Genomic DNA, 23,141 nt, shown 5'->3' with positions numbered 1-23,141 from the left:
ATAAAGGTCATACACATCAAGAACACCTTAATAACAAGACCTCGACTACACTCGACCTTACACTTATAAGTCATTTGATATCTTTTGTCATGTACTTAAGCACTACTAAATAGTAGTTTGAAGGTTCTGTGATTATTAGTTTTTACCCTTTAATTATATCTTTAATATCTAATCTTTTTCGTATCCTTTCTGGGTATTCTTTTACTTTACCTATTCGTAAAAGCATTTGTATTTCTTTGTCTATCTTTAATGATGTCTTTAATAAATCATAATATTCTTTTTCTTCTAATACTTGACTCATAGGGTGAACCGCAATTTGGCTATCTATACATTCTAACCAAACTCGTTCTAATAATCTTCCTGTTTTTATCAATTCGGCTTTACTATAAGAATCAGATGTGATCAAAATATATCCTGAACAAGAATTTAGCTGTTCTTTTGCACTCTTAATAGAACTTTTTATGAATGTTTTTCCTGTGACTGATTTTTTTGTAAAAAAAAGATTGAATAAAAGACGTTTAATTCCTTTTATTTCTATTGCTTCAGGTGTTATTCCATCTTTTCTCTGTTTTTCTTCTTTATAAGAAAAAGTCATCCATTTTGCCAATTCTCTAAGCTTACCAGTATCTTTCATTTGAAAACTATACGCATCTAAAGAATAATCAATGATTTTTTTGGTTTCTTCATTTTCTATTGGAAAATACAAGATACTATCTGATGGGTTGATCAGCTTTGTTATTATTGTATCGTCTATTTTTTTTTCTAAATATGGTTTTCTAATTGTTAAACGTTTCTTTATCAATTCAATATTTCGATTTGTTTTTACCAAATTATAATCTTGTTGAAGATTAAGAGTTATTTCATCATCATTGGTCGTTACAGTTGAACTATACCCTAAATCTTGTGCAGATAACACACAGTTTTCTATAAATGATCCTATTGAAATCCATGTTTCCCTATTATTTGGATCAACAAATGGTAATACTCTATCATAATTAGGGTACACTTTAATCTTATTATTTTTTGGTATCTCAACAGTCCACATTTGGGCATTATGACTACTAGGAGCATAAGAGCCGTATGTTATTATTTCTTTCATATTAGTAGTTTAAGAATAACTAAGCTTTTTTATTCCTTGTACTAGTTCTACTTATCATAAAAATTCAAACCATAATTTCTATGGTATCATGTAGTTTAGGAATCTGAACTTTCCATTGATATGTATCTTGTATTTTTACGCGCAATACATCTGCTGGAGTTGCTTCGCCATGAATCAAAAATACTTTTTCGGGAACATTCTTAATCTCACTCATCCAATCTAATAATTCTTGTTGATCTGCGTGGGCAGACAGACTTTCTATACCGTAAATCTTTGCTTTTACCGGATAATATTTACCAAATAGTTTGACCTCATGAGCCCCTTCTTGTAATTGTCTTCCGCGAGTTCCTTCTGCCTGAAAACCCACAAGTACCACAGAGGTATTTACATTGTCTATAAGCTGTTGCAAATAGGTAAGCACTCTACCTCCTGTTACCATTCCGCTACCTGCAATAACAATTTTGGGACGGGGGTTATCGACCACTTCCCATGTTTCTTTATAAGACATTACAATATTAGTATGATTGCAAATAGCATGATATTCGTTCATAGGTAATTTATGCCAGTCGGGAAAGCTTTCAAAAACAGAAAGCACATTGTTTCCCATTGGGCTATCTACATAAACAGGAAGGTTAGGGATGCGATTTTTTTGATATAGTTTCCAAAGTATATACATCAAAGCTTGTAACCTCTCTACCGCAAATGAAGGGATGATTAAAACCCCTCTGTTATACAGTGTATCATTAATCAAAGTGATAAGTCTTTCTTCGACATCTTCGGGAGGATGTAACTTATTACCATAGGTGCTTTCTATAAAAAGAAAATCTGCCCAATCTGGTTTTTCTGGAGCATAAAGCAATACATCATCTGTTCTTCCCAGGTCTCCAGAAAACACCAATATCTTTCCGTAAAGATTTAACTCTATAAAAGTAGACCCTATAATATGTCCGTTATATCTGAATCTAAATTGTATATCATGAGATAACGAAACCCATGTATCTTTTTCTTCTCTTTTAAAATATCCAATTGTTTTCTCTACATCATTCTTGGTATAAAAAGGTAATGCGGGATCATGCTTAGAGTATCCTTCTTTGTTAGCTTTTTCTGCTTCTTCTTCGTGTATCTTTGCACTATCTCTTAAAATAATTTCTGTAATTGCCAATGTAGGTGCAGTAGCTATAATATCTCCGGTAAACCCTTGTTTAATTAATCTTGGCAAATAACCTGTATGATCCAAATGCCCATGAGTAAGCAGTACACTATCAATAGCAGAAGCATCGATAGGCAAGTCTATCCAGTTTAATTCTCGTAATTCTTTAACCCCTTGAAACATCCCACAATCAATTAGTATATTTTTTTGAGGAGTTTCGAGATAAAACTTAGATCCGGTAACCGTTCCTGCAGCTCCCAAAAAGTGAATTTTAATTGATGGCATAAGACTCTATTTTATGCTGTACATAGCATTTTGATTTCATTTATGATATTTTGTTTTCGCTGTTCAGAAATGCCTAAATGATCCAGAAAAAAAATCTGTTCTATCAATTGTTTTGCTAAAACAACATTCCGGCTTAATAAAAATTGTTTTTCGCGATTTGTTAAAAGTGTAGAAACCGTTATTGGATATAACCCTAAACGATCAATTCTATCTTTAAGGCTATTTTCTATAGGATAATCCCAACTTAATAAATACAACCCCGCACACTCGCCATATTGAATTGCGTCCTTTGTAAAACGCGTGTTGGTCACAACCCAACCATGATTAGGTATCATTTCTCCATTATTTTTATGGTGTGTTTCAATATCCTTAAATCGAGAATGGATATATAAAGGGACTTTTACATTACAATTGCGCCCTTCTTCACTATGAAACTTACATTCTATAACCAAATAATCACTATTTTTTCTGGCTACTACATCAACTTCATGAGACACACACATACCGTGAATAATTTTCCCTACTTCTACCTGATAACCAGAATACTGCAATATAGATGCAACAAAACGCTCAAAAGGGAAACCTGTTGGTCCCAACTCATAAATTGCTTTTTTTAGTTTGTATTTTGAAGCAAAAACAGATTTCTTCTTTTTAAGTAATGCGAAAGCTCGATTATAAATTTCTCTGGTAGAAATACCTTGATATAATTCGTCTCTAACAACTCCCAGAATATGTTCTATTGCTTTATCATCTGCACCGCTTCGCTTTAAGGAATTGCGAAGTTTGTGGAGTGAAAATTTAACTTTTTCTCCAGAAGATTTTATAACATCAAAATTCTGGTTTTGCATTAAAATTATTTAAATATTAAATACAACTAAATACCTTAATGAATACGCTGTTGATCTTTTTTGAAATATGATCTTATCAAAGCTTTGGTTTGATTATCGGTCATACTATCTGCCTTGAGCACATCTTTTACCTTTTCACCAATATCTTTATAGTTGGTTGTTAATTCTTTATTGAATTTTTCCCCTGTCTCTGCGGGCCCATAAATCACAATCCTATCTGCATCTTTTATAAGAAGGGCAATCTTCTTAAAATAGGCTTTAAATTGGTGTTTCTCTCGTTCGAGATATTTACTATCCTGAACTACATCCTGTGGCCCGCCTTTAAGTCGCGTTCCAGAACCACCATGAATACGAAAGTTTTCAATTTCTGATAGTATGGTAGTCATATCCTCGCTATCTTCTTTAACAGAAATGATATGAGCCTTTTCTTTATCTATCCAAATTCCTATATATTTCATCTGTTTATTTTTTATGGTTAAAGAGTATTAACAACAGTTATGAGATGTAAACTGCCTGATTATATTAGATCTACTTAATTTGCTAAATCATGTAAGGCCAGTACAGGTACTTGCGAATGATGTCCTAAACTTTTTACCATTGGTCTTGAAAATATACTTCCAAAAAAACTGTGTTTTCTATTGATAAAAGTAATCATATCACTCTCCCGGCTTTCTACAAAACTGCTAAGCCCTCCTTTTACATCTATATTATGCAGTGTATGAAAAGTATATTTTATACCATCTAGGTATTCTACGAGCAATTTCTTATTGTTTTCTTGTTCTTCATCTAGATCATCATCATTAGTAACATGAAGAATTCTTATTTCAGCATTTGTGATTCGTGCTATTTCAATTAGATATTGAAGCTCTCTGCGTTTAATCTGAGTTCTATAATCTGTTGGAAATACAATTTCTTTTGGCTCCTTATAATTGGTATTTTCTGGTATTGCCATAACAGGGCAATTTCTTACTTTTTCCATCACCAAAACTGTATTACTACCATAAATCAGGTCTCCAGCATTAGTCGTCCCTTTGGTTCCCATAACGATCATTTCGATATCCTTTTTCTCTACGGTATCTTTGATCGCACTCAATACATTATTGAATTGAGATATCATAAAAAATTTATGGTTAGGATTATCATCTCTAAAACTCAACCTTTCTTCTATTTTACTTAAGCCTTTTTCTGATTTTTCTTTGGCCTCTTCATAAAGTCGTTCTCCTGGCTCGGGAATCATCATACTTTCTAATGCATAACCTGTTGCATTAAACACGTTAAGTACGTAAAAATCACATGTTTCGTTTTTATATAGCTCTATAGCATATAGTATAGCATTCCACGCGTTTTTTGAAAAATCCGTGGGCAATAAAATCTTTTTTTTCATCACTTTAGGTCTTTAGGATTAGTCTTATAAATGTATAGGTATAGCCTTGTAAAAACTATGATAATTATCAGCTTAACTCAGGAATGACTAAGAAAGGAATAGTCGTATGAAATCCTATTTTTTTTATAACGGGTTCGTGTGTAATATTTTCTATAAGACTATGTTTATATTTTGACATACACAGCATATCAACATTCATCTCATCAATAAATTCATTAATAAGTTTTGCTTTTTGAGTAAATCGAGGAATCCAATGAATACAATAATTATAGTCTTTAAAATTTTCTTTAAGATTCTTAAGATTATGTTCTTGTATTTCATCTAATTTTTCTTTTTCATGAATATGCATTATCCTAATATTTGAAGAAAATACAGAAACAATCTCTAGAAGAGGTTTTAAAGACTCTATACTATAGAGGCATTTAAAATCTGTTGCAAAAGCAATCTCTGTAGGTTTTTTAAAATCAAATTCATCTGGTACTGCCAGTATTGCGCAATCCTTAATATTATTGATAACTTTAACCGTATTACTTCCTATAAGAACTTCTTTAGCACCACTGGCTCCCTTAGTTCCCATAACAACAAGATCAATATTTTTACTTTTTATGGTTTTGTTAATGGTATCGGTAAGTTTTTTGGAAACAGAAATGGTCTCAAACGTATGCTTTAAATCTTCTGTATCTCTAACTATAGAATGAAGTGTTTCGGTAAGCTTTTCTTGAGATTCATTACTTAATTCCTGATATAACAAATCTCCTTTTGTAGTATTAATCCTGCTCGTTAAAACCGGAGTATCTACATCAAAAGTATTTAAAATATAGAATTGACATTCCTGATCTTGAAATAATCGGGTCGCATAAAAAAGTGCGCCATAGGCATTATTAGAAAAATCTGTGGGAACAAGTATCCTTTTCATCTCTTTTCAGTTTTACAAATTATATCATAAAACTAGTTTTATAATAGCAAGAATACTATGACAAATCTCATATCTATATAAACTCTTAAATCGCAGTATCAGCCGGGATCACTAAAAAAGGGATTATAGTATTGAATGTCATTTTTTTGATGATCGGTTCTTTTATTATTTTTTCGACAAAACTATGTTCATAATTAATCATTACCAGAATATCGATTTCTAGTTCTTCAATAAATTCCTGAATAGCATGTTCTACAGTTGAAAAATCAGGCATGACATGAAAATCATATTTTACACGTTTAAAATAATGTTCTAATGAACTAGAATTATAATGTTGAGAAGGTTCTAACTCGGGTTTATCATATATATGAATCATTCTAACCGTTGCATTCTGACTTTTGGCAAATTCTAGTATTGGAGCGATCTCTGCCTTATGATACATTCGCTCAAAATCTGTTGCAAAAGCTATTGCCGAAATTTCTTTAAAATATGAATCATCAGGAATGATAAGGATAGGGCAATGCGATACATTCTTAACTACTTTCTGCGTGGTACTTCCCAAAAAAAGATTTTTACTCCCGGTTGTTCCTTTGGTACCAATAATGATCATACCAAAAGAACTGTCTTCTAAAAGCTTATTCATGTTTTGAACCAAAGATCCTTTCTTGCTTATGGTTTTAAAAGTATGATGCAACCCCGGTTTAGAGTTATGTATATCTTCTAAAGTCATTTTCAGTCCTTGCTCAGATTCCATCTTAATCGCTTCATAAAGATGACCAATACGCTGAGAACTCACAACACTTATAAGTTGTATTGGTTCTAGATCATACGTGTTTAACAAATAAAACTCACAAGGAACATTTCTATATAACTCTATAGCATACAATATAGTATTCCAAGCATTATCAGAAAAATCTGTAGGGATTAGAATTTGTTTCATTTGTCTATATTTATCAGACCGGCGAGGTCTAGAGTTAATATCACGCTATCCTCTCTTTAGAAGGGATTACCAAAAAAGGAATATTGGTATGATAGGCTACTTGGTTAATTACTGGTTTGAATAAAAGATTTTCAAAGAAAGAATGTTTATTGTGAATCATGATCAATAAATCGATCTTGTACTTTTTCTGAAAATCTTCTACAGCTTCTAGTACATCCACTCCTTCGGCAATGTGAAAAATATGAGCATTATTTTTAAAATACTTGTCCAATTCTTCCTTAACCTTATGCTGTTCAGGCCCTAAAGCAACTCCATAATAAGCATTTAAGATATTAAGTCTACAAATATATTTATCACAAATTTCTTTTACTAAAGGTAAATATTTATTATCAATACTAAGATTATAATCTGTTGGAAACAAAACATCTTTTGGTTTTTCAAATTCAAAACCAGAAGGAACTGCAATAACAGGGCAATTTACTTTTTTTATCGTATACATAGTATGTGTCCCAATAAAGACTTCTTTGGCACCAGTAGCTCCTTTAGTACCCATTACTATTAGATCAATATTGTATTTTTCGACAACCGACTTAATTTCTCCTATCAGAGTATTAAAAACCGATAATCTAACAAAACTGTGTTTCGGGTTATTAAATTCTTCTTTGATTTTTTCTTCTGTTCGTTCGATATCACGTTTAGAATTTATCATTGCAATATCTTCCATGCCATACGGCGCAGGATTCTCGATAAGATACCCTGTGTGATAAGACACCGGCGTAAATGTATTGAGTAAATAAAAAGTAGTCTCTTCCTCTCTAAACAAATTTAAAGCATATCTAATCGCATTAAATGCATTATCAGAGAAATCGGTAGGTAATAAAATTCGTTTCATCTCTATATAATTTTAATATCGTTGTAAGTTTTGCATCACTAAAAAAGGAATCTTAATATGCAGTCCTATTTTATCAATTGTAGATCGATCTAAAAGATTTTCTAAATAAGAACGCCTTGAATTTACCATTACCAAAAAGTCTATTTCATTACGTTCTATAAACTGATTTATAGCATGGGTAAGGTCTTCTGCTGTCTCTTGATGAAATATTACTTCTGCATTAGGTAATGATTCTTTTAAGAAATGCTTATTATCTTCTTGCCTGATAGAAAGCTTATCAAAGTTCGAGATATATAAAAAATTAATAATAGACCTGAAGCTTTCAGTTAATGTACTAAACAATTTTAGTTCTCTTCGCTTAAATGGTAATTGATAATTTGTAGGAAATAGAATGTTTTTTGGCGAATTGTAACTACAATCACTTGGGATTACCAATACAGGGCATTTTACATATTTAAGGACTTGTAAGGTATTGCTTCCAAAAGTAAGTTTTCGATCATTAGTTTCTCCTCTTGTACCCATAATTAGAATATCTATATTTTCCTTATCTACCAAGTCATTAGCCTCATCGGTTAGACTCCCAAACATAGATAGTAATTTATACTCATGTCGAGGATTAGGTGAAATATTCTTCATTTCTGAAAGCGCTTTCTCTAGTGCCATATTAGAACTTTTGTACACTCTTTCTTTTAGTTCATCAAAAATTTCGCGAGAAACTACGGTGTTATGATCGTATACCTCATCGGCATAAGCATGTAGAATAAAGAAATCACATCGCTCATATTTAAAAAGTTCAACAGCATATCGTAAAGCATTCATGGCATTTTCTGAAAAATCTGTAGGAATTAATATTTTTCTCATTGTTTGCTTTTTTTGATATGTTATCCTCAAAACTAGATAATTGCAGATGCAAAAACTATGATTTTTGTCAGTTGAATAATCATGACATTTGTCATATTATATAAATGCATACTTTTTCATATTTGTAGCAAACAAATTCTATGTCAGAGCATACTTGTTTTCACTGTGGAGATGATTGCAGTAAGACGGTAATCAAATTTGATCAAAAAACATTCTGCTGTAATGGGTGCAAAACTGTATTTGAAATTTTTTCGACTCATGATTTATCCTGTTATTACGACTTACAGTCTGCTCCTGGCGCCATTCCTGAAGAAATTCAAGGAAAATACGATTATCTCGACACTCCTGCTATTGTTGAAAAATTAATAGAATTTAATGATGGTAATACCCAAATCATCACATTATATATTCCACACATGCATTGTAGTTCCTGCATTTGGATATTAGAAAATCTACATAAGCTTCAACCAGCGATTACAGCCTCTCAGGTTAATTTCCCTAAAAAAACAGTTCGTATTACTTTTAATAGTGATCGTATTTCCCTTAAAGCATTGGTCACTTTACTTAATTCTATAGGCTATGAACCCTATATTAGTCTGGATGACTACTCTACAGGAGAGACAAAAATAAATCGAAGTTTGATTTATAAACTTGGTATTGCGGGTTTTGCTTTTGGAAATGTAATGTTTTTATCGTTTCCAGAGTATTTTGAAGTATCAGAATACTGGTTAGAACAATACAAACACGTTTTTCGTTGGTTAATGTTTACTTTTTCATTACCCGTTGTATTTTATGCTGCTCAGGATTACTTTATTTCTGCCTATAAGGGATTACGGTCCAAAATATTAAATATAGATATTCCGATTGCTTTAGGAATTCTGGTCCTTTTTTTAAGAAGTACTACAGAAATAATTTTTGATTGGGGCACCGGTTTTTTTGATAGCCTTACCGGGCTGGTATTTTTTCTGTTGCTAGGAAAATTCTTCCAGCAAAAAACCTATTCTTTTTTATCTTTCGAAAGAGATTATAAATCTTATTTCCCCATTGCGGTAACAAGAATTGCCTTTTCACAACACAAAAAAGAAAGAAAAGAAGAAAACATACAAGTTTATGATATTAAAAAAGGCGATCGACTATTGATCAGAAATGGCGAATTAATCCCCGTAGATGCTATTCTTATCGAAGGCGATGCACAAATTGACTATAGCTTTGTAACCGGCGAAAGCGAATCGGTCACTAAACAATCGGGTGATACCCTTTTTGCAGGAGGCAGACAGCTTTATGGAGCTATAGAAATCGAAGTTTTAAAATCTGTAGAACAAAGCTATCTTACCCAATTATGGAGTAATGATGTGTTTAATAAAGATAAAACAGCTTCATTTACCAATCTTACCGATGCAATAAGTAAATATTTTACCATTACAATCTTATGTATCGCTGTACTCGCTACTTCTTTTTGGTTATTTGTTGATCCCTCAAAAGCAGCACAGGTATTCACAGCTGTACTTATTATCGCCTGTCCATGTGCATTAGCACTAGCAAGACCGTTTGCCTTGGGTAATATCCTTCGCATCTTCGGAAAAACCAAATTCTATCTCAAAAATGCAGATGTCATAGAACGATTAGCCAGAGTAGATACCATGATTTTTGACAAAACCGGTACCATAACTACTACAATTACAAGCGAAGTGACTTATGAAGGAATGAAACTAACACCCGAAGAAGAATCCTTGCTTAAAAACACCTTACGAGCATCAAATCACCCTCTTAGCAGAACGCTTTATAATATATTAGCAGAACACGATATTCTAACCTTAGACGAATATCATGAACATATAGGAAAAGGAATTGAGGGTAAACTTGAAGAAGACACTATCAAAATAGGGTCTGCAAATTTTGTAGGACAGGACATTAATTCTGAAATCACAAACACTACAGTTCATATTAGCACTAATGAACAATATAAAGGCCATTACGTTTTTCATAATCAATATAGAAAGGGAGTTAAGAGAGTATTTGATCAATTATCTAAAGATTACAAACTCGCTATTTTATCAGGAGACAATGAAGGAGAAAAAGAGTATTTAAAAAAACTACTCCCTAAAAACACTTCTTTACTTTTTGATCAAAAACCAGACGATAAGCTAAACTATATCAAATCATTACAACAACACAACCAAAACGTCATCATGGTTGGTGATGGATTAAATGATGCCGGAGCTTTAGCCCAAAGTGATGTGGGCATAGCTGTTTCAGAAAATGTAAATGTATTTTCTCCTGCGTGTGATGCCATTCTTGATGCTTCAAAATTTGATACTATATCCGTTTATCTTAACCTATCAAAAAAAGCGATTGCGATTATTAAATCAAGTTTCGTCCTATCATTTTTATATAATATTATAGGTCTATATTTTGCTGTTACCGGTCAACTCTCTCCTGTGATAGCAGCAATACTAATGCCATTAAGTTCTATCTCTATTGTTGCATATGTTACCGTGCTTACAAACTGGTCCGGAAGAAAATTAATATCAAAATAATGATGAATACTTCTGATGACCATAACCCAATCCAACATTTTCAGCAATGGTTTTATGAGGTAGATAAAGCTCATCCCGAGGATGAAGCCAATGCAATGTTACTCTCCACCATCGGGGTAGATGGTTTTCCCAAAAGTAGAATTGTATTATTAAAACGTTTCACCTGGGAGGGTTTTATCTTTTTTACAAATTATACTAGTGAGAAAGGAAAGGCCATAGCACAAAACAATAAAGTTTCTATTACTTTTAATTGGGCAGCCGCAAAAAAGAAAGTTTTAATTGAGGGAGAAGCAGAAAAAGTTGCCAGCAACTTATCAGAAGGATATTTCGAATCGCGACCCGAAGGCAGTAAATTAGGAGCCTGGGCTTCTGATCAAAGCAAAGTAGTTTCTTCGCGCAAAGTACTCGAAGATCAACTAGAACACTACGAAACCAAATTCAAGAATCAAATTATTCCAAGACCAGAATATTGGGGAGGATACCTAATTAAACCTAATAGATTCGAATTTGTAGAACATGATCGGATAGAAGGGTACACTCGTACCATAATATACAAACTTTTGCCAGATTATAACTGGCTCAAGGATACAGGATACACTCATGAATAGATTGTAATAATTCATTCATCATAATTATATTAGAAATATAAACTCCCGAGTGTTTCACTCTAATTTCCAAAAATTTTGATTGCATGATAATTATTTTAGTAAATATCCATTACTGAAACTGATTTTTCCTAACAAGATATTATTTACATAAGACCATCCATAATTAACATTTTTCTACATATAAGTTTAGTTCACTGCACATTAGGTCTGTCTTCAAAAAAGAGAAGAGTTCATTCTTAAAATTCTATTCTTATTTAGATTCAATTAATATATTGGCTTTATGACAATTATCATGCTTTAAGACCCTATTTGCGAATAGTTTTATCCGTATATTATGAGGTGAAAAAAGACATCTAACTATTTGTTTATTCTCTAATCTTAGAAAAATAAATAGCATACTCAGAGTATCATTAAAAATGAGAATGATGGTTGATTTTGAGCCTTGTATTTAATCAATTTAAACTAAACCTGATTGATATCATTGCATGCAATAATAAATGAACCAATATTTACCGTAGTTAATTTATAATCAAATCTTACTATGAAACTCGTTAAACTTAGTACCCTCATTTTTTTCACATTACTTATTACAACTACTAATGCTCAATTAAAAATCGATGCCGAAGTACGACCACGATTCGAATACAGACATGGATTTAAAACATTGTTCCCAAATGATGCAGACCCCGCAACATTTGTATCTCAACGCACACGATTAAATGCTGGATATAAAACGGAAAAATTAAATTTTTACGTAAGTCTACAAGATGTAAGAGTGTGGGGAGATGTACCCCAACTCAATACAGCAGACAAAAATGGTTTTAGTGTTCAACAGGCCTGGGGAGAAATTCTTTTTAATCCAAATATTTCATTAAAACTAGGGCGCCAGGAAATTGCATATGACGATCAACGTATTTTTGGAAACGTAGGTTGGGCACAGCAAGCCAGAAGTCATGATGCTGCACTTATAAGATACAATAAAGACAGCTTCAAATTCGATCTGGGTTTTGCATTTAACCGGGGAGAAGAATCCCTAACAGGACATACACTTACAACGCCCAATACATATAAAAGTATCCAATACGCCTGGCTACACAAAGATTGGGAGAATTTTTCGGGAAGTTTCCTTTTTCTTAACAATGGATTACAGTATACAGATGCTACCAATTCTGACAATAACGAAACCAGATATAGTCAAACTGTAGGAACTCATTTAAAATATAAAACAGGAAAACTTGGTTTTACCTCTAATCTTTATTATCAATTTGGAAATGATCTGGGTGATAATGACCTAAGCGCATATTTATTAGGACTAGAGGCAGATTATAAAGTATCAGAACAATGGAAAATAGTACTTGGTGGAGAACTACAAAGTGGTAATGATAATGGAGCACCTGCAAATGGAGATAACGAAGCTTTTACTCCTTTTTATGGTACCAATCACAAGTTTAATGGATTAATGGATTATTTCTATGTGGGTAACCATATCGGAAATGTAGGACTAATCGACTTGTATCTAAAAGCTAATGTGAAATTTAATCAAAAATCTACATTAAATGTGGCTGCTCACAATTTTATGGCTGCAGCAGATTTACCTGCAAATGAGTCTAAACAACTGGGGACAGAAATAGACCTGGTATATTCCTATAATTTACAAAAAAATGTAAATATCAAAGCTGGATATTCTCATCTCTTTGCTTCAGACGGAATGGAGATACTGAAAAATAATTTTGATGGGAATACCAATAATTGGGGATGGATCATGGTGACAATTAAACCAACTCTATTCACAACCAACAAATAATAAAACTATGCCAATTAAGAGTTATTTAGCCCATCCGCAAAAAGGAGAAAAAAATGAGCTTATCAATGCACTATCTTCAATAGAGCAATGTGAAGTCATGCCAGCCAATAATAAGGATGTACTCATCTTAATTACAGAAACTGAAAATGAAACCGAAGAAGCAATTCTAAAAGAAAAACTAGATACTATAGAAAGTCTAAAATTATTGGCTATGGTTTCTGGATTTAATACACCACAAAACAATTAGTATTATGTATACCTCTCTCACAAATAGAAGAAAATTCATAAAAAAGATGGCTATGTTGTCTGCGATGACTGCCGCAGCAACTATGTTTCCGGGAATCTTATTTGCAGACGAACAGGAAAAAGGGTTACCGAGCGGTGATATCGATTGGACAAAGGCTCCGTGTAGATTTTGTGGTGTAGGATGTGGAGTGCTTGTAGGAACAGAAAACGGAAAAGCTGTAGCTGTAAAAGGAGATCCTAAGAGCAGTGTAAATAAAGGGCTACTTTGTGTAAAAGGATACCATCAAATCATGTGTATTCAATCAAAAGATAGACTAACTCATGCATTGGTAAAGAAAAACGGTCAATACGTTAAAACTCCAATCAATGAAGCTTTAGACATTGTTGCCAACAAAATGAAGGAGACTATTCAAAAGCATGGCAAAGATAGTGTAGCCATGTACACTTCTGGTCAATCTACAATTCCTGAAGGATATGTTGCTTCAAAATTAATGAAAGGTGCGATTGGCACAAATAACTTAGATTGTAATGCCCGTTTATGTATGGCAAGTGCAGTAGCCGGTTTTTTAACCACTTTTGGCGCTGATGAACCTATGGGCTGTTATGAAGATATCGACTATGCCGACTATTTTATTACATGGGGTAATAATATGGCAGAAATGCATCCGGTATTGTTCTCCAGAATGCTAGAACAAAAAAATAGAAGAGGTGCTAAGATTATTGATTTTGCAACACGTACAACACGTTCTAGTACTGCATCTGATAGATCTATATTATTTGAGCCTCAAACCGACTTGGCCGTCGCCAATGCAATTTGTTATGAAATTATCAATAATGGATGGGTAAATAAATCTTTTGTAGAAAAACATTGTAATTTTAGCAAAGGACTAACCAATATGGGATATGGCCTGGAAGATAATTACAAATTTAAAGATAAGCCACAAAAAATAGATTTTGAAGCTTATAAAAAATTCTTAAACGACTATACTCCAGAAAAAGTAGCTAAGTATTCAAAAGTATCTGCAAAAGATATTAAGTATTTAGCCTCTATATACGGAGATCCAAATAAAAAGGTAGTTTCTTATTGGTGCATGGGAATGAACCAGCACACCAGAGGAACGTGGATGAACAACTTAGTCTATAACATCCATTTACTTACCGGAAAAATTTCACAACCAGGGAATGGCCCATTTTCATTAACCGGACAACCATCTGCTTGTGGTACTGCAAGAGAAGTAGGTACTTTTACTCATAAATTGCCTAAAGGAGTCGTGATGAACGAAAAACATAGACGTCTGGCAGCAAAAATATGGAAAGTACCTTATGAACGCATCCCTTCTAAACCAACGTATCATGCCACAGAAATGTTTAGAGCAATTGATCGAGGGGATATTAAATTTATTTGGACACAAGTAACTAATCCATTGGTTTCAATGCCAAAAACAAGCAGGTATCGACCGGGTATGGAGAAAGACTCCTGTTTTGTTGTAGTTTCTGATGTTTTTCCTACACCAACCTCTGATGTAGCTGATGTAATTTTACCAGCATCATGGCATATAGAAAAAAGTGGATTGTATGGAAACTCTGAACGAAGAACACAACATTGGGATAAAATGGTAGATGGTCCCGGAGAAACCACTCCTGATGCATGGATGACCATTGAAATTGCAAAACGACTGGGATATGGCGATTTGTTTCCGTATAGTGAAGAAAATCATGTCGAGGAAATTTATAATGAATATCGGCAGTTTCATGAAGGAGCAAAACATGGTATGGCGCCTTTAGAAGTTCTGAAAAAAGAATCTGGTGTAATATGGCCATATGTAAACGGAAAATCTACGCAATGGCGCTTTAATGCAAAATATGATCCGGCTTGTTCTAACGGTGAAGATTTTCATTTTTATGGAAAACCAGACGGAAAAGCAATTATATGGCAACGTCCTTATGAACCGGCTCCAGAAGAACCCGATAATGAATATCCATTTTGGTTAAATACCGGAAGAGTTGTTGAGCATTGGCATACAGGCTCTATGACACGTAGAATCCCTGTATTACATAAAGCAATGCCAAGTGCCTATGTAGAGTTTCATCCAGAAGACGCAAAAGCATTAGGAATTAGAGATGGCGAAAATATAAAAGTAACATCACGTAGAGGTTCGTGTATATTACCTGCATCGATAAATAAAAGAGGGTTGCCTACCAAAGGTCAGGTCTTTGTACCTTTCTTCGATGAGAACATGTTAATTAATGACGTTACTTTGGATGCTTTTTGCCCAATTTCTAAAGAACCAGACTATAAAAAATGTGCCGTTAAAGTTGAAAAAGCATAGGCTATGAAAAAGAGACTCGGAATCATATCACTTTTTTTAGTATTGTTCATAGCCTTTATTACTATTTGGAATTATAGTTATCAAGAAGGTTTGGAAGAAAGTTATATCCCTATTGAGGAAAGCTCAACCGAAACATTTATTCCGTTAGAGAGTGGTGTGTTCAAACGTTCTGGATTGGCATTAGAGTATGCGAATATGCCTGTCGATGAAGAACATCAAAGGTCACTAGACACTTATTATGATAATAGGGCATATCCTGGGGCACCACCCAGCATCCCACATCCTGTTAAGGAAGAAATGAGCTTAGGAGCAAATACCTGTTTGCAATGTCATGAAAATGGAGGTTTCGTTACCAAATTTAATGCATATGCACCAGTTACACCCCATCCAGAAATGGTTAATTGCAGGCAATGCCATGTAGTACAAAACACCAAAACTCTCTTTACCGAAAATGGTTTTGCAAAGGCTCATGCTCCAAAAGTTGGGATAAATAATGCTTTACCTGGGAGTCCGCCAATGATCCCGCATCAAATACAAATGAGAGAAAATTGTTTGTCTTGTCATGCTGGACCCGCAGCTCCAAAAGAGATCAGAGTATCTCACCCAGAGCGTACAAATTGTAGGCAATGTCATGTTCCTAAAGATAAAACAGTTACTGATATTGAAGTTTTCACAAGAGCTAATAGTATTGAAAATGAATAGATATAATAACATACATATTCTGATGTATACTTTCCTTACCGTTATATTATTTTCTTGTAAACACGGAGAAGGTGAATACCATAATATTACGGATAAAATAGAAGCCAAGAGTAAAAATTATCACGGTACTTCTATTTCCTCAGAACAGTATTTAGAAGGTATAAAAACAATCAAAGTCACAGAAGGAGAACACACATTTTTGATTCCTGAACGTAAAAGCGAAATCAAATCATACGCCTGTACCGAATGTCATACCAAACCAATAGAAGAATTAAAAAGTAAAGATCCTTCAAAAAAAGCACATTGGGATATTAAGCTGGCTCATGCAGACCTAAATACCATGAACTGTATTACTTGTCATAATGGTAATGATATGGACAACTTAACTAGTTTAACAGGTACCGACATTGATTTTAATAGAAGTTATACATTATGTAGCCAATGCCATAATAAACAGTTTAAAGATTGGAAAGGTGGTGCGCATGGTAAAAAACTAGGAGGATGGGCTCCTCCCAGAGCATCAATGACCTGTGTAAATTGTCATAACCCACACAAGCCAGGTTTCGAAACCAGGTGGCCTGCAGGGTATAATACTCAAAAAGTAAAAGAACGAGAATAGTTTAGCTATCACACTTTCATGTAATACCTCTTAACAATTTAACAATGAGCGATAATACTAAAAAATGGTTTTCTCTAAACCTAAATAGCAAAAAGAAACAAAATACAGGTTCTTGCGGTTGTGGAAAAACATCTGGTGGATGCGGCTCTCATACTAAAGATCAAATTAGTGATAAAGAATTTGATGCTGCGGTAGATGCTGCTATTGGTGACGAACGCAAAAAAGATGGTTTTGACCAGGTTTTTGATGTACAAATGGATCGCCGAACTGCTTTTAGGAAATTAACCGCTAGTCTAGTTATCGGAGCCGGAGCCGTAAGTACATCTTGTAATCTGACTTCTGGAGAAGAAACCAAAGAAAAAGCACAAATCGATTGGGAAGAACAGTTTAAAGGCAATTACAAATTAATGACCGATGAGGAGAAAAAAGCCACTGTTGATCGATTAGTACGTTCCTATCAATTACGAAAAGGGAAAAATATAAGTATGTCTTCTAAAAACGCCGAGAAAGACGTGCTATTTGGATATGCTTTTAATATCTCTAAATGCCAAGGGTACATGGATTGCGTAAGTGCTTGCGTTGAAGAAAATAATCAGGATCGAAATTCGCAGATGGAGTATATTCGAATTCATGAAATGAAAGATGGAAAAGGTCTTAAGTTTGATGAAGCCGATGACAATTATTACCATGAAGTCCCGGCAGAAGGTCATTTTTATATGGGAACACAATGTTTTCATTGTGACAACCCCCCATGTGTAGAAGTTTGCCCTGTGCAAGCTACATGGCGTGAAGAAGATGGATTAGTAGTCGTAGATTATGACTGGTGCGTGGGCTGTAGGTATTGTATGGCAGCTTGCCCATATGATGGCCGACGATTTAACTGGAGTACTCCCGAAGTTCCCGAAAATGAGATTAACAAAAATCAACATTACCTGGGGAATCGTATGCGTAAAAAAGGGGTAATGGAAAAATGTACTTTCTGTGTGCAGCGTTCACGAGCTGGTAAAAATCCCGCTTGTGTAGAAGCTTGCCCAACAGGAGCACGAATTTTTGGAAACTTATTAGACCCGGACAGTACAATACGATGGGTTCTTAATAATAAAAAAGTATTTAGACTAAAAGAAGATCTTGGGACAGAACCTAAGTTCTGGTATTTTATGGATTAATAAAATTGCGTGAGGGATTGAAACGGCATCCTTTTCTGGTACTTTGAGTTGTCATTCTGAGCTTGTCGAAGGACGAGAAGTAAGTTAGAAAAGATATAGTGAAAAGCCCGACCCCATGGGCACGCCAAAAAAACAACACATGAAACGACTTAAAGTTTTTGGAAGTTTAGTTAAAGATAGCTTAGATACTACTACTCAAGGCTCAAAAAAATACCACATCTGGATGGCATTTTTGACTTTTGTCATGCTCATTGGTATGTACTGTTATTCTTTACAAATAGAACACGGCCTAAGTGTCACAGGGATGACCGACAGGGTAAGCTGGGGGCTGTATATTTCTAATTTTACATTTCTGGTTGGTGTTGCTGCAGCTGCAGTAATGCTCGTTATGCCGACTTATGTATTAAAAGATATTGATTTTAAACAAGCCGTACTTATTGGTGAGGGACTAGCCGTAGCAGCATTGATTATGTGTTTGGCTTTTGTTGTAGCCGATATGGGTGGACCATCTGTATTGTGGCATATGATACCGGGAATCGGAGTCTTTAATTTTCCAGCTTCAATGCTAACCTGGGATGTTATTGTACTTAATGGATATTTATTTTTAAATATCTCTATCCCGTTTTACATTTTGTTCACACGTTATCAGGGAAAAGTGCCTAATCCAAAAATCTATGTTCCAGGAGCAATTTTGTCTGTATTTTGGGCAGTAGCTATTCATTTGGTAACTGCATTTCTATATCAAGGCTTACAAGCTCGCCCTTTTTGGAACAACGCATTATTAGGCCCTCGATTTTTGGCATCGGCATTTGCCGCCGGGCCCGCCTTGATTATTCTTGTTTTGGCAATCATTAGAACATTTACCGAATTTAAAATAGAAGATAAAACGATCAAAAAAATTGGTATGATCGTTACTGTCGCAGCCCAAATCAACCTAATCATGTTAGTATCTGAGTTGTTTAAAGAATTTTATGCCCCAACACATCATAGTGAAAGTGCATATTATCTATTCTTTGGTTTACATGGTAAAACAGCATTATTACCTTGGATATGGACTGCGATTCCTCTAAATGTTTTAGCAACTGTATTGCTAACTTTTGGTAAACTGCGCAACAATTTAAAGGTGTTATATTTCTGTTGTTTTATTCTCTTTATAGCCATCTGGATAGAAAAAGGGTTCGGTTTGATCGTTCCTGGTTTTATCCCAGGACCTTATGGAAAAATTTCAGAATACACCCCCACGGGAATAGAAATTGGAGTAACTCTTGGCATTTGGGCTTTAGGAGCCTTCGTTTTTACTATACTGGCAAAAACTGCCATCAAAATAGAAACAGGGAAATTACAGTTTAGAAAAAAATAAAAAAGGCCGAATTTTTAATAAAATTCGGCCTTTTAGCATCTAATAACTCGTAGTTTAATGTGCGTAGCGCTTAACTCCGGTGAACAAAGTATCTTCATAATTATAAAGCTTTGGTACACAATCCAAAAACATATTTTGTTTTTGTGTTGCTGTTTTTAGTTGTTTTCTAATATTTCGTAAAGTTCTCATGATGATTAGTTTTTGATCCCAAGGTATTGGGATAGATTGATAAATATATGTTATCTATATCGCCTTTTTGAATTCCAGGTATATCCGATAGGAGCGTTTAATTTTCTTGTGATTCTGTTACTATCTATAGTTCTCATAATTTCTGTTTTTTGATTGATGTATAAATTGTTATATTTTTCTAATAGTTGTATTTAAAATTATCTGTATCGTCTTTTCGAATTCCAGGTATATCCAATTGGTGCATTTAATTTTCTTGTGGTTCTGTTACTGTCTATAGTTCTCATAATTTCTGTTTTTTGATTGATGTATAAATTGTTATATTTTTCTAATAGTTGTATTTAAAATTATCTGTATCGTCTTTTCGAATTCCAGGTATATCCGATTGGTGCATTTAATTTTCTTGTGATTCTGTTACTGTCTATAGTTCTCATAATTTCTGTTTTTTGATTGATGTATAAATTGTTATTTTTTAAATTATTGTACCTAAAATTATCTGTAACGTCTTTTTGAATTCCAAACATAACCTTTGGTTGCTGTTAATTTTTTAGTGATTTGATTGTTGTCTAAAGTTCTCATAATTTCTGTTTTTATAATTGATGTATACCTACTAGACGTCGATAAATCATTTTTGTTACAGTACTATGTATAAAAAGGTACTATTTTAACAATTATTAACATTGTAGGGCTATAAAAGCATTAATAAATTGGATATTCTCACTAAGAATAGCCTTAATTAATAAAACCTGATAAATGTCATTTTTTTAGAAAATGTTCGCGCATACTTTTGACTCATAATCAAAAGTAAGTATGGGTGTAATCTATATACTCTTAACGATTAGTATTATCGTTGCCATCGTCTTTTTTATTAGCTTCATTATATCGGTCAGAAATGGTCAATATGATGATGTCTATACTCCTTCTGTTAGGATGCTTTTTGATGATGAACTTATAAAAGAAAGCAAAGAAAAATCTTCGGAATCCACTAAAACTAAACAATCTTAATATGGAAATGGAACAATTCTATTACGATAATAAAATCGTAAAAAAATTCTTATATGCCACTCTGCTCTGGGGTGTTGTTGGGATGTCTGTAGGCTTGCTACTGGCGTTTCTATTTTTATTCCCTAATCTAACAGATGGAATCTCATGGTTAAGCTTTGGGAGATTAAGACCATTACATACCAATGCAGTTATTTTTGCATTTGTTGGTAACGCTATTTTTGCAGGAGTATACTACTCTACTCAACGTTTGCTAAAAACCCGTATGTTTAATGATACACTTAGTAACGTTAACTTTTGGGCATGGCAATTGATCATTGTTGGTGCCGCTATTACACTTCCGTTAGGATATACCTCTTCAAAAGAATATGCCGAGTTAGAATGGCCTTTTGATATTGCAATTGCTATTGTCTGGGTAGCCTTTGGGTGGAATCTTATTGGAACCATTTTAAAAAGAAGACAACGCCATATGTATGTTGCTATATGGTTTTATCTGGCGACTTTTGTTACAGTAGCTGTTCTCCATATTTTTAATAGCCTTGCATTACCCGTAAGTGCCTTAAAAAGTTATTCGGTATATGCAGGTGTTCAGGATGCTTTAGTACAATGGTGGTATGGTCATAATGCAGTTGCATTTTTTCTTACTACTCCTTTCTTAGGCTTGATGTATTATTTTATTCCAAAAGCTGCAAATAGGCCGGTCTATTCATATCGATTATCTATTGTTCACTTTTGGTCTTTAATATTTATCTATATATGGGCAGGACCTCATCACCTTTTATATTCATCTTTACCAGATTGGGCACAGAATCTTGGTGTAGCATTCTCTGTTATGCTAATTGCTCCATCCTGGGGAGGTATGATTAATGGGTTACTAACATTAAGAGGTGCCTGGGATAAGGTACGTACCGATCCTGTATTAAAATTTATGGTAGTTGCCATTACCGGTTATGGTATGGCCACTTTTGAAGGACCTATGTTATCCTTAAAGAATGTAAACGCTATTGCGCATTTTAGTGATTGGATTATTGCACACGTTCATGTTGGTGCATTAGCCTGGAATGGATTCTTAACCTTTGGGATGGCGTATTGGTTAATCCCAAGATTATTCAAAACCAAATTGTGGTCAACAGGATTGGCTAATGCTCACTTCTGGATTGGTACTCTGGGGATCATTATGTATGCATTACCTATGTATGTTGCCGGATTTGTACAAGCTTCTATGTGGAAACAATTTAATCCAGACGGAACACTTACTTACGGTAATTTCTTAGAAACTGTAAATGAAATTATCCCAATGTACTGGATGCGTGCTATCGGTGGAAGTTTATTCATCTTCGGAATGTTTATCATGTTATACAACGTTATTAAAACCATAAAGAATGGTAGTACCGTGACAGACGAGCTTGCAGAAGCTGCTCCACTTACCAAAGTGACCAAACACAGAACCGTTAAAGAAGGATATCATACCTGGTTAGAGAGAAGACCTGTTAAACTAACCATTTTTGCTACTATAGCTATCTTAATTGGGGGTATCGTACAAATAGTTCCTACTTTAATGGTAAAATCTAATATCCCTACCATTACTAGTGTGAAACCATACACTCCTCTTGAGTTAGAAGGAAGAGATATTTACATTAGAGAAAGTTGTGTATCCTGTCATTCACAGATGATCAGACCTTTCCGTAGTGAAGTAGAACGATATGGCGAATACTCTAAAGCTGGTGAATATGTCTATGATCATCCTTTCTTATGGGGAAGTAAACGAACCGGACCTGATTTAATGAGGATTGGAGGGAAATATTCTGATAACTGGCACTTAAATCATTTTTATGATCCGCAAACAACCTCATCGGGATCTATTATGCCAAGCTATAAATGGCTGATCAAAAACAAACTTGATCGTTCTCAAACCGAAGATAAAATGAATGCTATGGTGACTTTAGGTGTTCCTTATACTCCCGAAGAAATTACCAGAGCACAACAATGGATGGACGAACAAGCAACTACAATAGAGAAAAATTTGTATACCGATCCTGATTTTGTAAAAACCTATGAGGCTGATAAAAAATATGCACAGGAAAACGGATTGGATTTTATCGAGATGCGAGATAGAGAAGTTGTAGCCTTGATTGCTTATATCCAAAGGTTAGGAACCGATATAAAAGTTAAAAACAAAGAAACCGTAGTTCAAACTAAAGAATAA

General features: G+C 34.0%; 21 protein-coding genes. 11 read left to right on the top strand and 10 right to left on the bottom strand.

Translation table 11 applies throughout. The features are described from left to right. Positions 1–142: 142 nt before the first annotated feature. From DK441_RS02425 to DK441_RS02385, 9 genes are all read right to left on the bottom strand, one after another. Positions 143–1,099, bottom strand: coding sequence for a hypothetical protein (locus tag DK441_RS02425; RefSeq protein ID WP_109097313.1), 957 nt, complete (start codon positions 1,097–1,099; stop codon positions 143–145). Positions 1,100–1,163: 64 nt separating this feature from the next. Then, positions 1,164–2,534, bottom strand: coding sequence for an MBL fold metallo-hydrolase RNA specificity domain-containing protein (locus tag DK441_RS02420; protein WP_109097312.1), 1,371 nt, complete (start codon positions 2,532–2,534; stop codon positions 1,164–1,166). A gap of 11 nt (positions 2,535–2,545) precedes the next feature. Further along, positions 2,546–3,382: a restriction endonuclease gene (locus tag DK441_RS02415; protein ID WP_109097311.1), complete on the bottom strand. Its 837-nt coding sequence runs from the start codon at positions 3,380–3,382 to the stop codon at positions 2,546–2,548. A gap of 35 nt (positions 3,383–3,417) precedes the next feature. Further along, positions 3,418–3,840: a hypothetical protein gene (locus DK441_RS02410; protein ID WP_109097310.1), complete on the bottom strand. Its 423-nt coding sequence runs from the start codon at positions 3,838–3,840 to the stop codon at positions 3,418–3,420. A gap of 74 nt (positions 3,841–3,914) precedes the next feature. Beyond that, complete coding sequence (locus tag DK441_RS02405; protein ID WP_109097309.1) at positions 3,915–4,766, bottom strand: universal stress protein; 852 nt, start codon at positions 4,764–4,766, stop codon at positions 3,915–3,917. 67 nt (positions 4,767–4,833) lie between these two features. Further along, on the bottom strand, positions 4,834–5,682 hold the full coding sequence (locus tag DK441_RS02400) for a universal stress protein (RefSeq protein ID WP_108809153.1): 849 nt from the start codon (positions 5,680–5,682) through the stop codon (positions 4,834–4,836). 85 nt (positions 5,683–5,767) lie between these two features. Next, positions 5,768–6,622 carry a universal stress protein gene (locus tag DK441_RS02395; RefSeq protein ID WP_109097308.1) on the bottom strand — a complete coding sequence of 285 codons (855 nt, stop codon included), beginning with the start codon at positions 6,620–6,622 and terminating at the stop codon, positions 5,768–5,770. A gap of 40 nt (positions 6,623–6,662) precedes the next feature. Continuing rightward, positions 6,663–7,514: a universal stress protein gene (locus DK441_RS02390; protein ID WP_109097307.1), complete on the bottom strand. Its 852-nt coding sequence runs from the start codon at positions 7,512–7,514 to the stop codon at positions 6,663–6,665. A 12-nt stretch (positions 7,515–7,526) separates the two neighbouring features. After that, positions 7,527–8,375, bottom strand: a complete 849-nt coding sequence (locus DK441_RS02385; RefSeq protein ID WP_109097306.1) for a universal stress protein — start codon at positions 8,373–8,375, stop codon at positions 7,527–7,529. A gap of 140 nt (positions 8,376–8,515) precedes the next feature. Between DK441_RS02385 and DK441_RS02380 the strand changes: the two genes are divergently transcribed. The 9 genes from DK441_RS02380 to dsrP all read left to right on the top strand — a co-directional run bounded on the left by DK441_RS02380 (position 8,516) and on the right by dsrP (position 19,747). Beyond that, positions 8,516–10,912 (top strand): heavy metal translocating P-type ATPase metal-binding domain-containing protein, encoded by a 2,397-nt coding sequence (locus DK441_RS02380; RefSeq protein ID WP_109097305.1) that lies wholly within the window; start codon positions 8,516–8,518, stop codon positions 10,910–10,912. Then, positions 10,912–11,520 carry a pyridoxamine 5'-phosphate oxidase gene (gene pdxH / locus DK441_RS02375; RefSeq protein ID WP_109097304.1) on the top strand — a complete coding sequence of 203 codons (609 nt, stop codon included), beginning with the start codon at positions 10,912–10,914 and terminating at the stop codon, positions 11,518–11,520. The genes DK441_RS02380 and pdxH overlap by 1 nt, the downstream gene beginning before the upstream one ends. Positions 11,521–12,061: 541 nt before the next feature. After that, entirely contained in the window at positions 12,062–13,324 is a 1,263-nt protein-coding gene (locus tag DK441_RS02370; RefSeq protein ID WP_109097303.1) for an alginate export family protein, read from the top strand. 7 nt (positions 13,325–13,331) lie between these two features. Continuing rightward, positions 13,332–13,571, top strand: a complete 240-nt coding sequence (locus tag DK441_RS02365) for a hypothetical protein (protein WP_025664352.1) — start codon at positions 13,332–13,334, stop codon at positions 13,569–13,571. 4 nt (positions 13,572–13,575) lie between these two features. Continuing rightward, positions 13,576–15,900 carry a molybdopterin-dependent oxidoreductase gene (locus tag DK441_RS02360; protein WP_109097302.1) on the top strand — a complete coding sequence of 775 codons (2,325 nt, stop codon included), beginning with the start codon at positions 13,576–13,578 and terminating at the stop codon, positions 15,898–15,900. A 3-nt stretch (positions 15,901–15,903) separates the two neighbouring features. Beyond that, positions 15,904–16,602 carry a nitrate reductase cytochrome c-type subunit gene (locus tag DK441_RS02355; protein ID WP_109097301.1) on the top strand — a complete coding sequence of 233 codons (699 nt, stop codon included), beginning with the start codon at positions 15,904–15,906 and terminating at the stop codon, positions 16,600–16,602. Continuing rightward, entirely contained in the window at positions 16,595–17,221 is a 627-nt protein-coding gene (locus DK441_RS02350) for a cytochrome c3 family protein (protein WP_109097300.1), read from the top strand. Before DK441_RS02355 ends, DK441_RS02350 begins: the two co-directional genes overlap by 8 nt. A gap of 44 nt (positions 17,222–17,265) precedes the next feature. Then, positions 17,266–18,387: a 4Fe-4S dicluster domain-containing protein gene (locus tag DK441_RS02345; RefSeq protein ID WP_025664356.1), complete on the top strand. Its 1,122-nt coding sequence runs from the start codon at positions 17,266–17,268 to the stop codon at positions 18,385–18,387. 139 nt (positions 18,388–18,526) lie between these two features. Further along, the gene (gene dsrP, locus DK441_RS02340) at positions 18,527–19,747 is read left to right on the top strand and encodes a sulfate reduction electron transfer complex DsrMKJOP subunit DsrP (RefSeq protein WP_109097356.1); all 1,221 of its coding nucleotides are present in this window, start codon (positions 18,527–18,529) and stop codon (positions 19,745–19,747) included. 54 nt (positions 19,748–19,801) lie between these two features. On the opposite strand, the gene DK441_RS27135 is transcribed toward dsrP, so the two are convergent. Next, entirely contained in the window at positions 19,802–19,936 is a 135-nt protein-coding gene (locus DK441_RS27135) for a hypothetical protein (protein WP_255409737.1), read from the bottom strand. An 807-nt stretch (positions 19,937–20,743) separates the two neighbouring features. Here DK441_RS27135 and ccoS point away from each other — a divergent pair. After that, complete coding sequence (gene ccoS / locus DK441_RS02335) at positions 20,744–20,938, top strand: cbb3-type cytochrome oxidase assembly protein CcoS (RefSeq protein WP_024768150.1); 195 nt, start codon at positions 20,744–20,746, stop codon at positions 20,936–20,938. 1 nt (position 20,939) lies between these two features. Then, positions 20,940–23,141, top strand: a complete 2,202-nt coding sequence (ccoN, locus tag DK441_RS02330) for a cytochrome-c oxidase, cbb3-type subunit I (protein ID WP_109097299.1) — start codon at positions 20,940–20,942, stop codon at positions 23,139–23,141.

Source organism: Aquimarina sp. AU58 (genome assembly GCF_900312745.1).
Taxonomy (GTDB): domain Bacteria; phylum Bacteroidota; class Bacteroidia; order Flavobacteriales; family Flavobacteriaceae; genus Aquimarina; species Aquimarina spinulae.
The sequence above is the reverse complement of the archived record's forward strand: the minus strand, read 5'-3'. Positions and strand labels throughout refer to the sequence as shown.

What these genes read in the sequence shown, in the direction of transcription:
- DK441_RS02425 (WP_109097313.1), bottom strand. Translation starts at nt 1,099, where the DNA reads ATGAAAGAAATAATAACATACGGCTCTTATGCTCCTAGTAGTCATAAT.
- DK441_RS02420 (WP_109097312.1), bottom strand. Translation starts at nt 2,534, where the DNA reads ATGCCATCAATTAAAATTCACTTTTTGGGAGCTGCAGGAACGGTTACC.
- DK441_RS02415 (WP_109097311.1), bottom strand. Translation starts at nt 3,382, where the DNA reads ATGCAAAACCAGAATTTTGATGTTATAAAATCTTCTGGAGAAAAAGTT.
- DK441_RS02410 (WP_109097310.1), bottom strand. Translation starts at nt 3,840, where the DNA reads ATGAAATATATAGGAATTTGGATAGATAAAGAAAAGGCTCATATCATT.
- DK441_RS02405 (WP_109097309.1), bottom strand. Translation starts at nt 4,766, where the DNA reads ATGAAAAAAAAGATTTTATTGCCCACGGATTTTTCAAAAAACGCGTGG.
- DK441_RS02400 (WP_108809153.1), bottom strand. Translation starts at nt 5,682, where the DNA reads ATGAAAAGGATACTTGTTCCCACAGATTTTTCTAATAATGCCTATGGC.
- DK441_RS02395 (WP_109097308.1), bottom strand. Translation starts at nt 6,622, where the DNA reads ATGAAACAAATTCTAATCCCTACAGATTTTTCTGATAATGCTTGGAAT.
- DK441_RS02390 (WP_109097307.1), bottom strand. Translation starts at nt 7,514, where the DNA reads ATGAAACGAATTTTATTACCTACCGATTTCTCTGATAATGCATTTAAT.
- DK441_RS02385 (WP_109097306.1), bottom strand. Translation starts at nt 8,375, where the DNA reads ATGAGAAAAATATTAATTCCTACAGATTTTTCAGAAAATGCCATGAAT.
- DK441_RS02380 (WP_109097305.1), top strand. Translation starts at nt 8,516, where the DNA reads ATGTCAGAGCATACTTGTTTTCACTGTGGAGATGATTGCAGTAAGACG.
- pdxH (WP_109097304.1), top strand. Translation starts at nt 10,912, where the DNA reads ATGATGAATACTTCTGATGACCATAACCCAATCCAACATTTTCAGCAA.
- DK441_RS02370 (WP_109097303.1), top strand. Translation starts at nt 12,062, where the DNA reads ATGAAACTCGTTAAACTTAGTACCCTCATTTTTTTCACATTACTTATT.
- DK441_RS02365 (WP_025664352.1), top strand. Translation starts at nt 13,332, where the DNA reads ATGCCAATTAAGAGTTATTTAGCCCATCCGCAAAAAGGAGAAAAAAAT.
- DK441_RS02360 (WP_109097302.1), top strand. Translation starts at nt 13,576, where the DNA reads ATGTATACCTCTCTCACAAATAGAAGAAAATTCATAAAAAAGATGGCT.
- DK441_RS02355 (WP_109097301.1), top strand. Translation starts at nt 15,904, where the DNA reads ATGAAAAAGAGACTCGGAATCATATCACTTTTTTTAGTATTGTTCATA.
- DK441_RS02350 (WP_109097300.1), top strand. Translation starts at nt 16,595, where the DNA reads ATGAATAGATATAATAACATACATATTCTGATGTATACTTTCCTTACC.
- DK441_RS02345 (WP_025664356.1), top strand. Translation starts at nt 17,266, where the DNA reads ATGAGCGATAATACTAAAAAATGGTTTTCTCTAAACCTAAATAGCAAA.
- dsrP (WP_109097356.1), top strand. Translation starts at nt 18,527, where the DNA reads ATGAAACGACTTAAAGTTTTTGGAAGTTTAGTTAAAGATAGCTTAGAT.
- DK441_RS27135 (WP_255409737.1), bottom strand. Translation starts at nt 19,936, where the DNA reads ATGAGAACTTTACGAAATATTAGAAAACAACTAAAAACAGCAACACAA.
- ccoS (WP_024768150.1), top strand. Translation starts at nt 20,744, where the DNA reads ATGGGTGTAATCTATATACTCTTAACGATTAGTATTATCGTTGCCATC.
- ccoN (WP_109097299.1), top strand. Translation starts at nt 20,940, where the DNA reads ATGGAAATGGAACAATTCTATTACGATAATAAAATCGTAAAAAAATTC.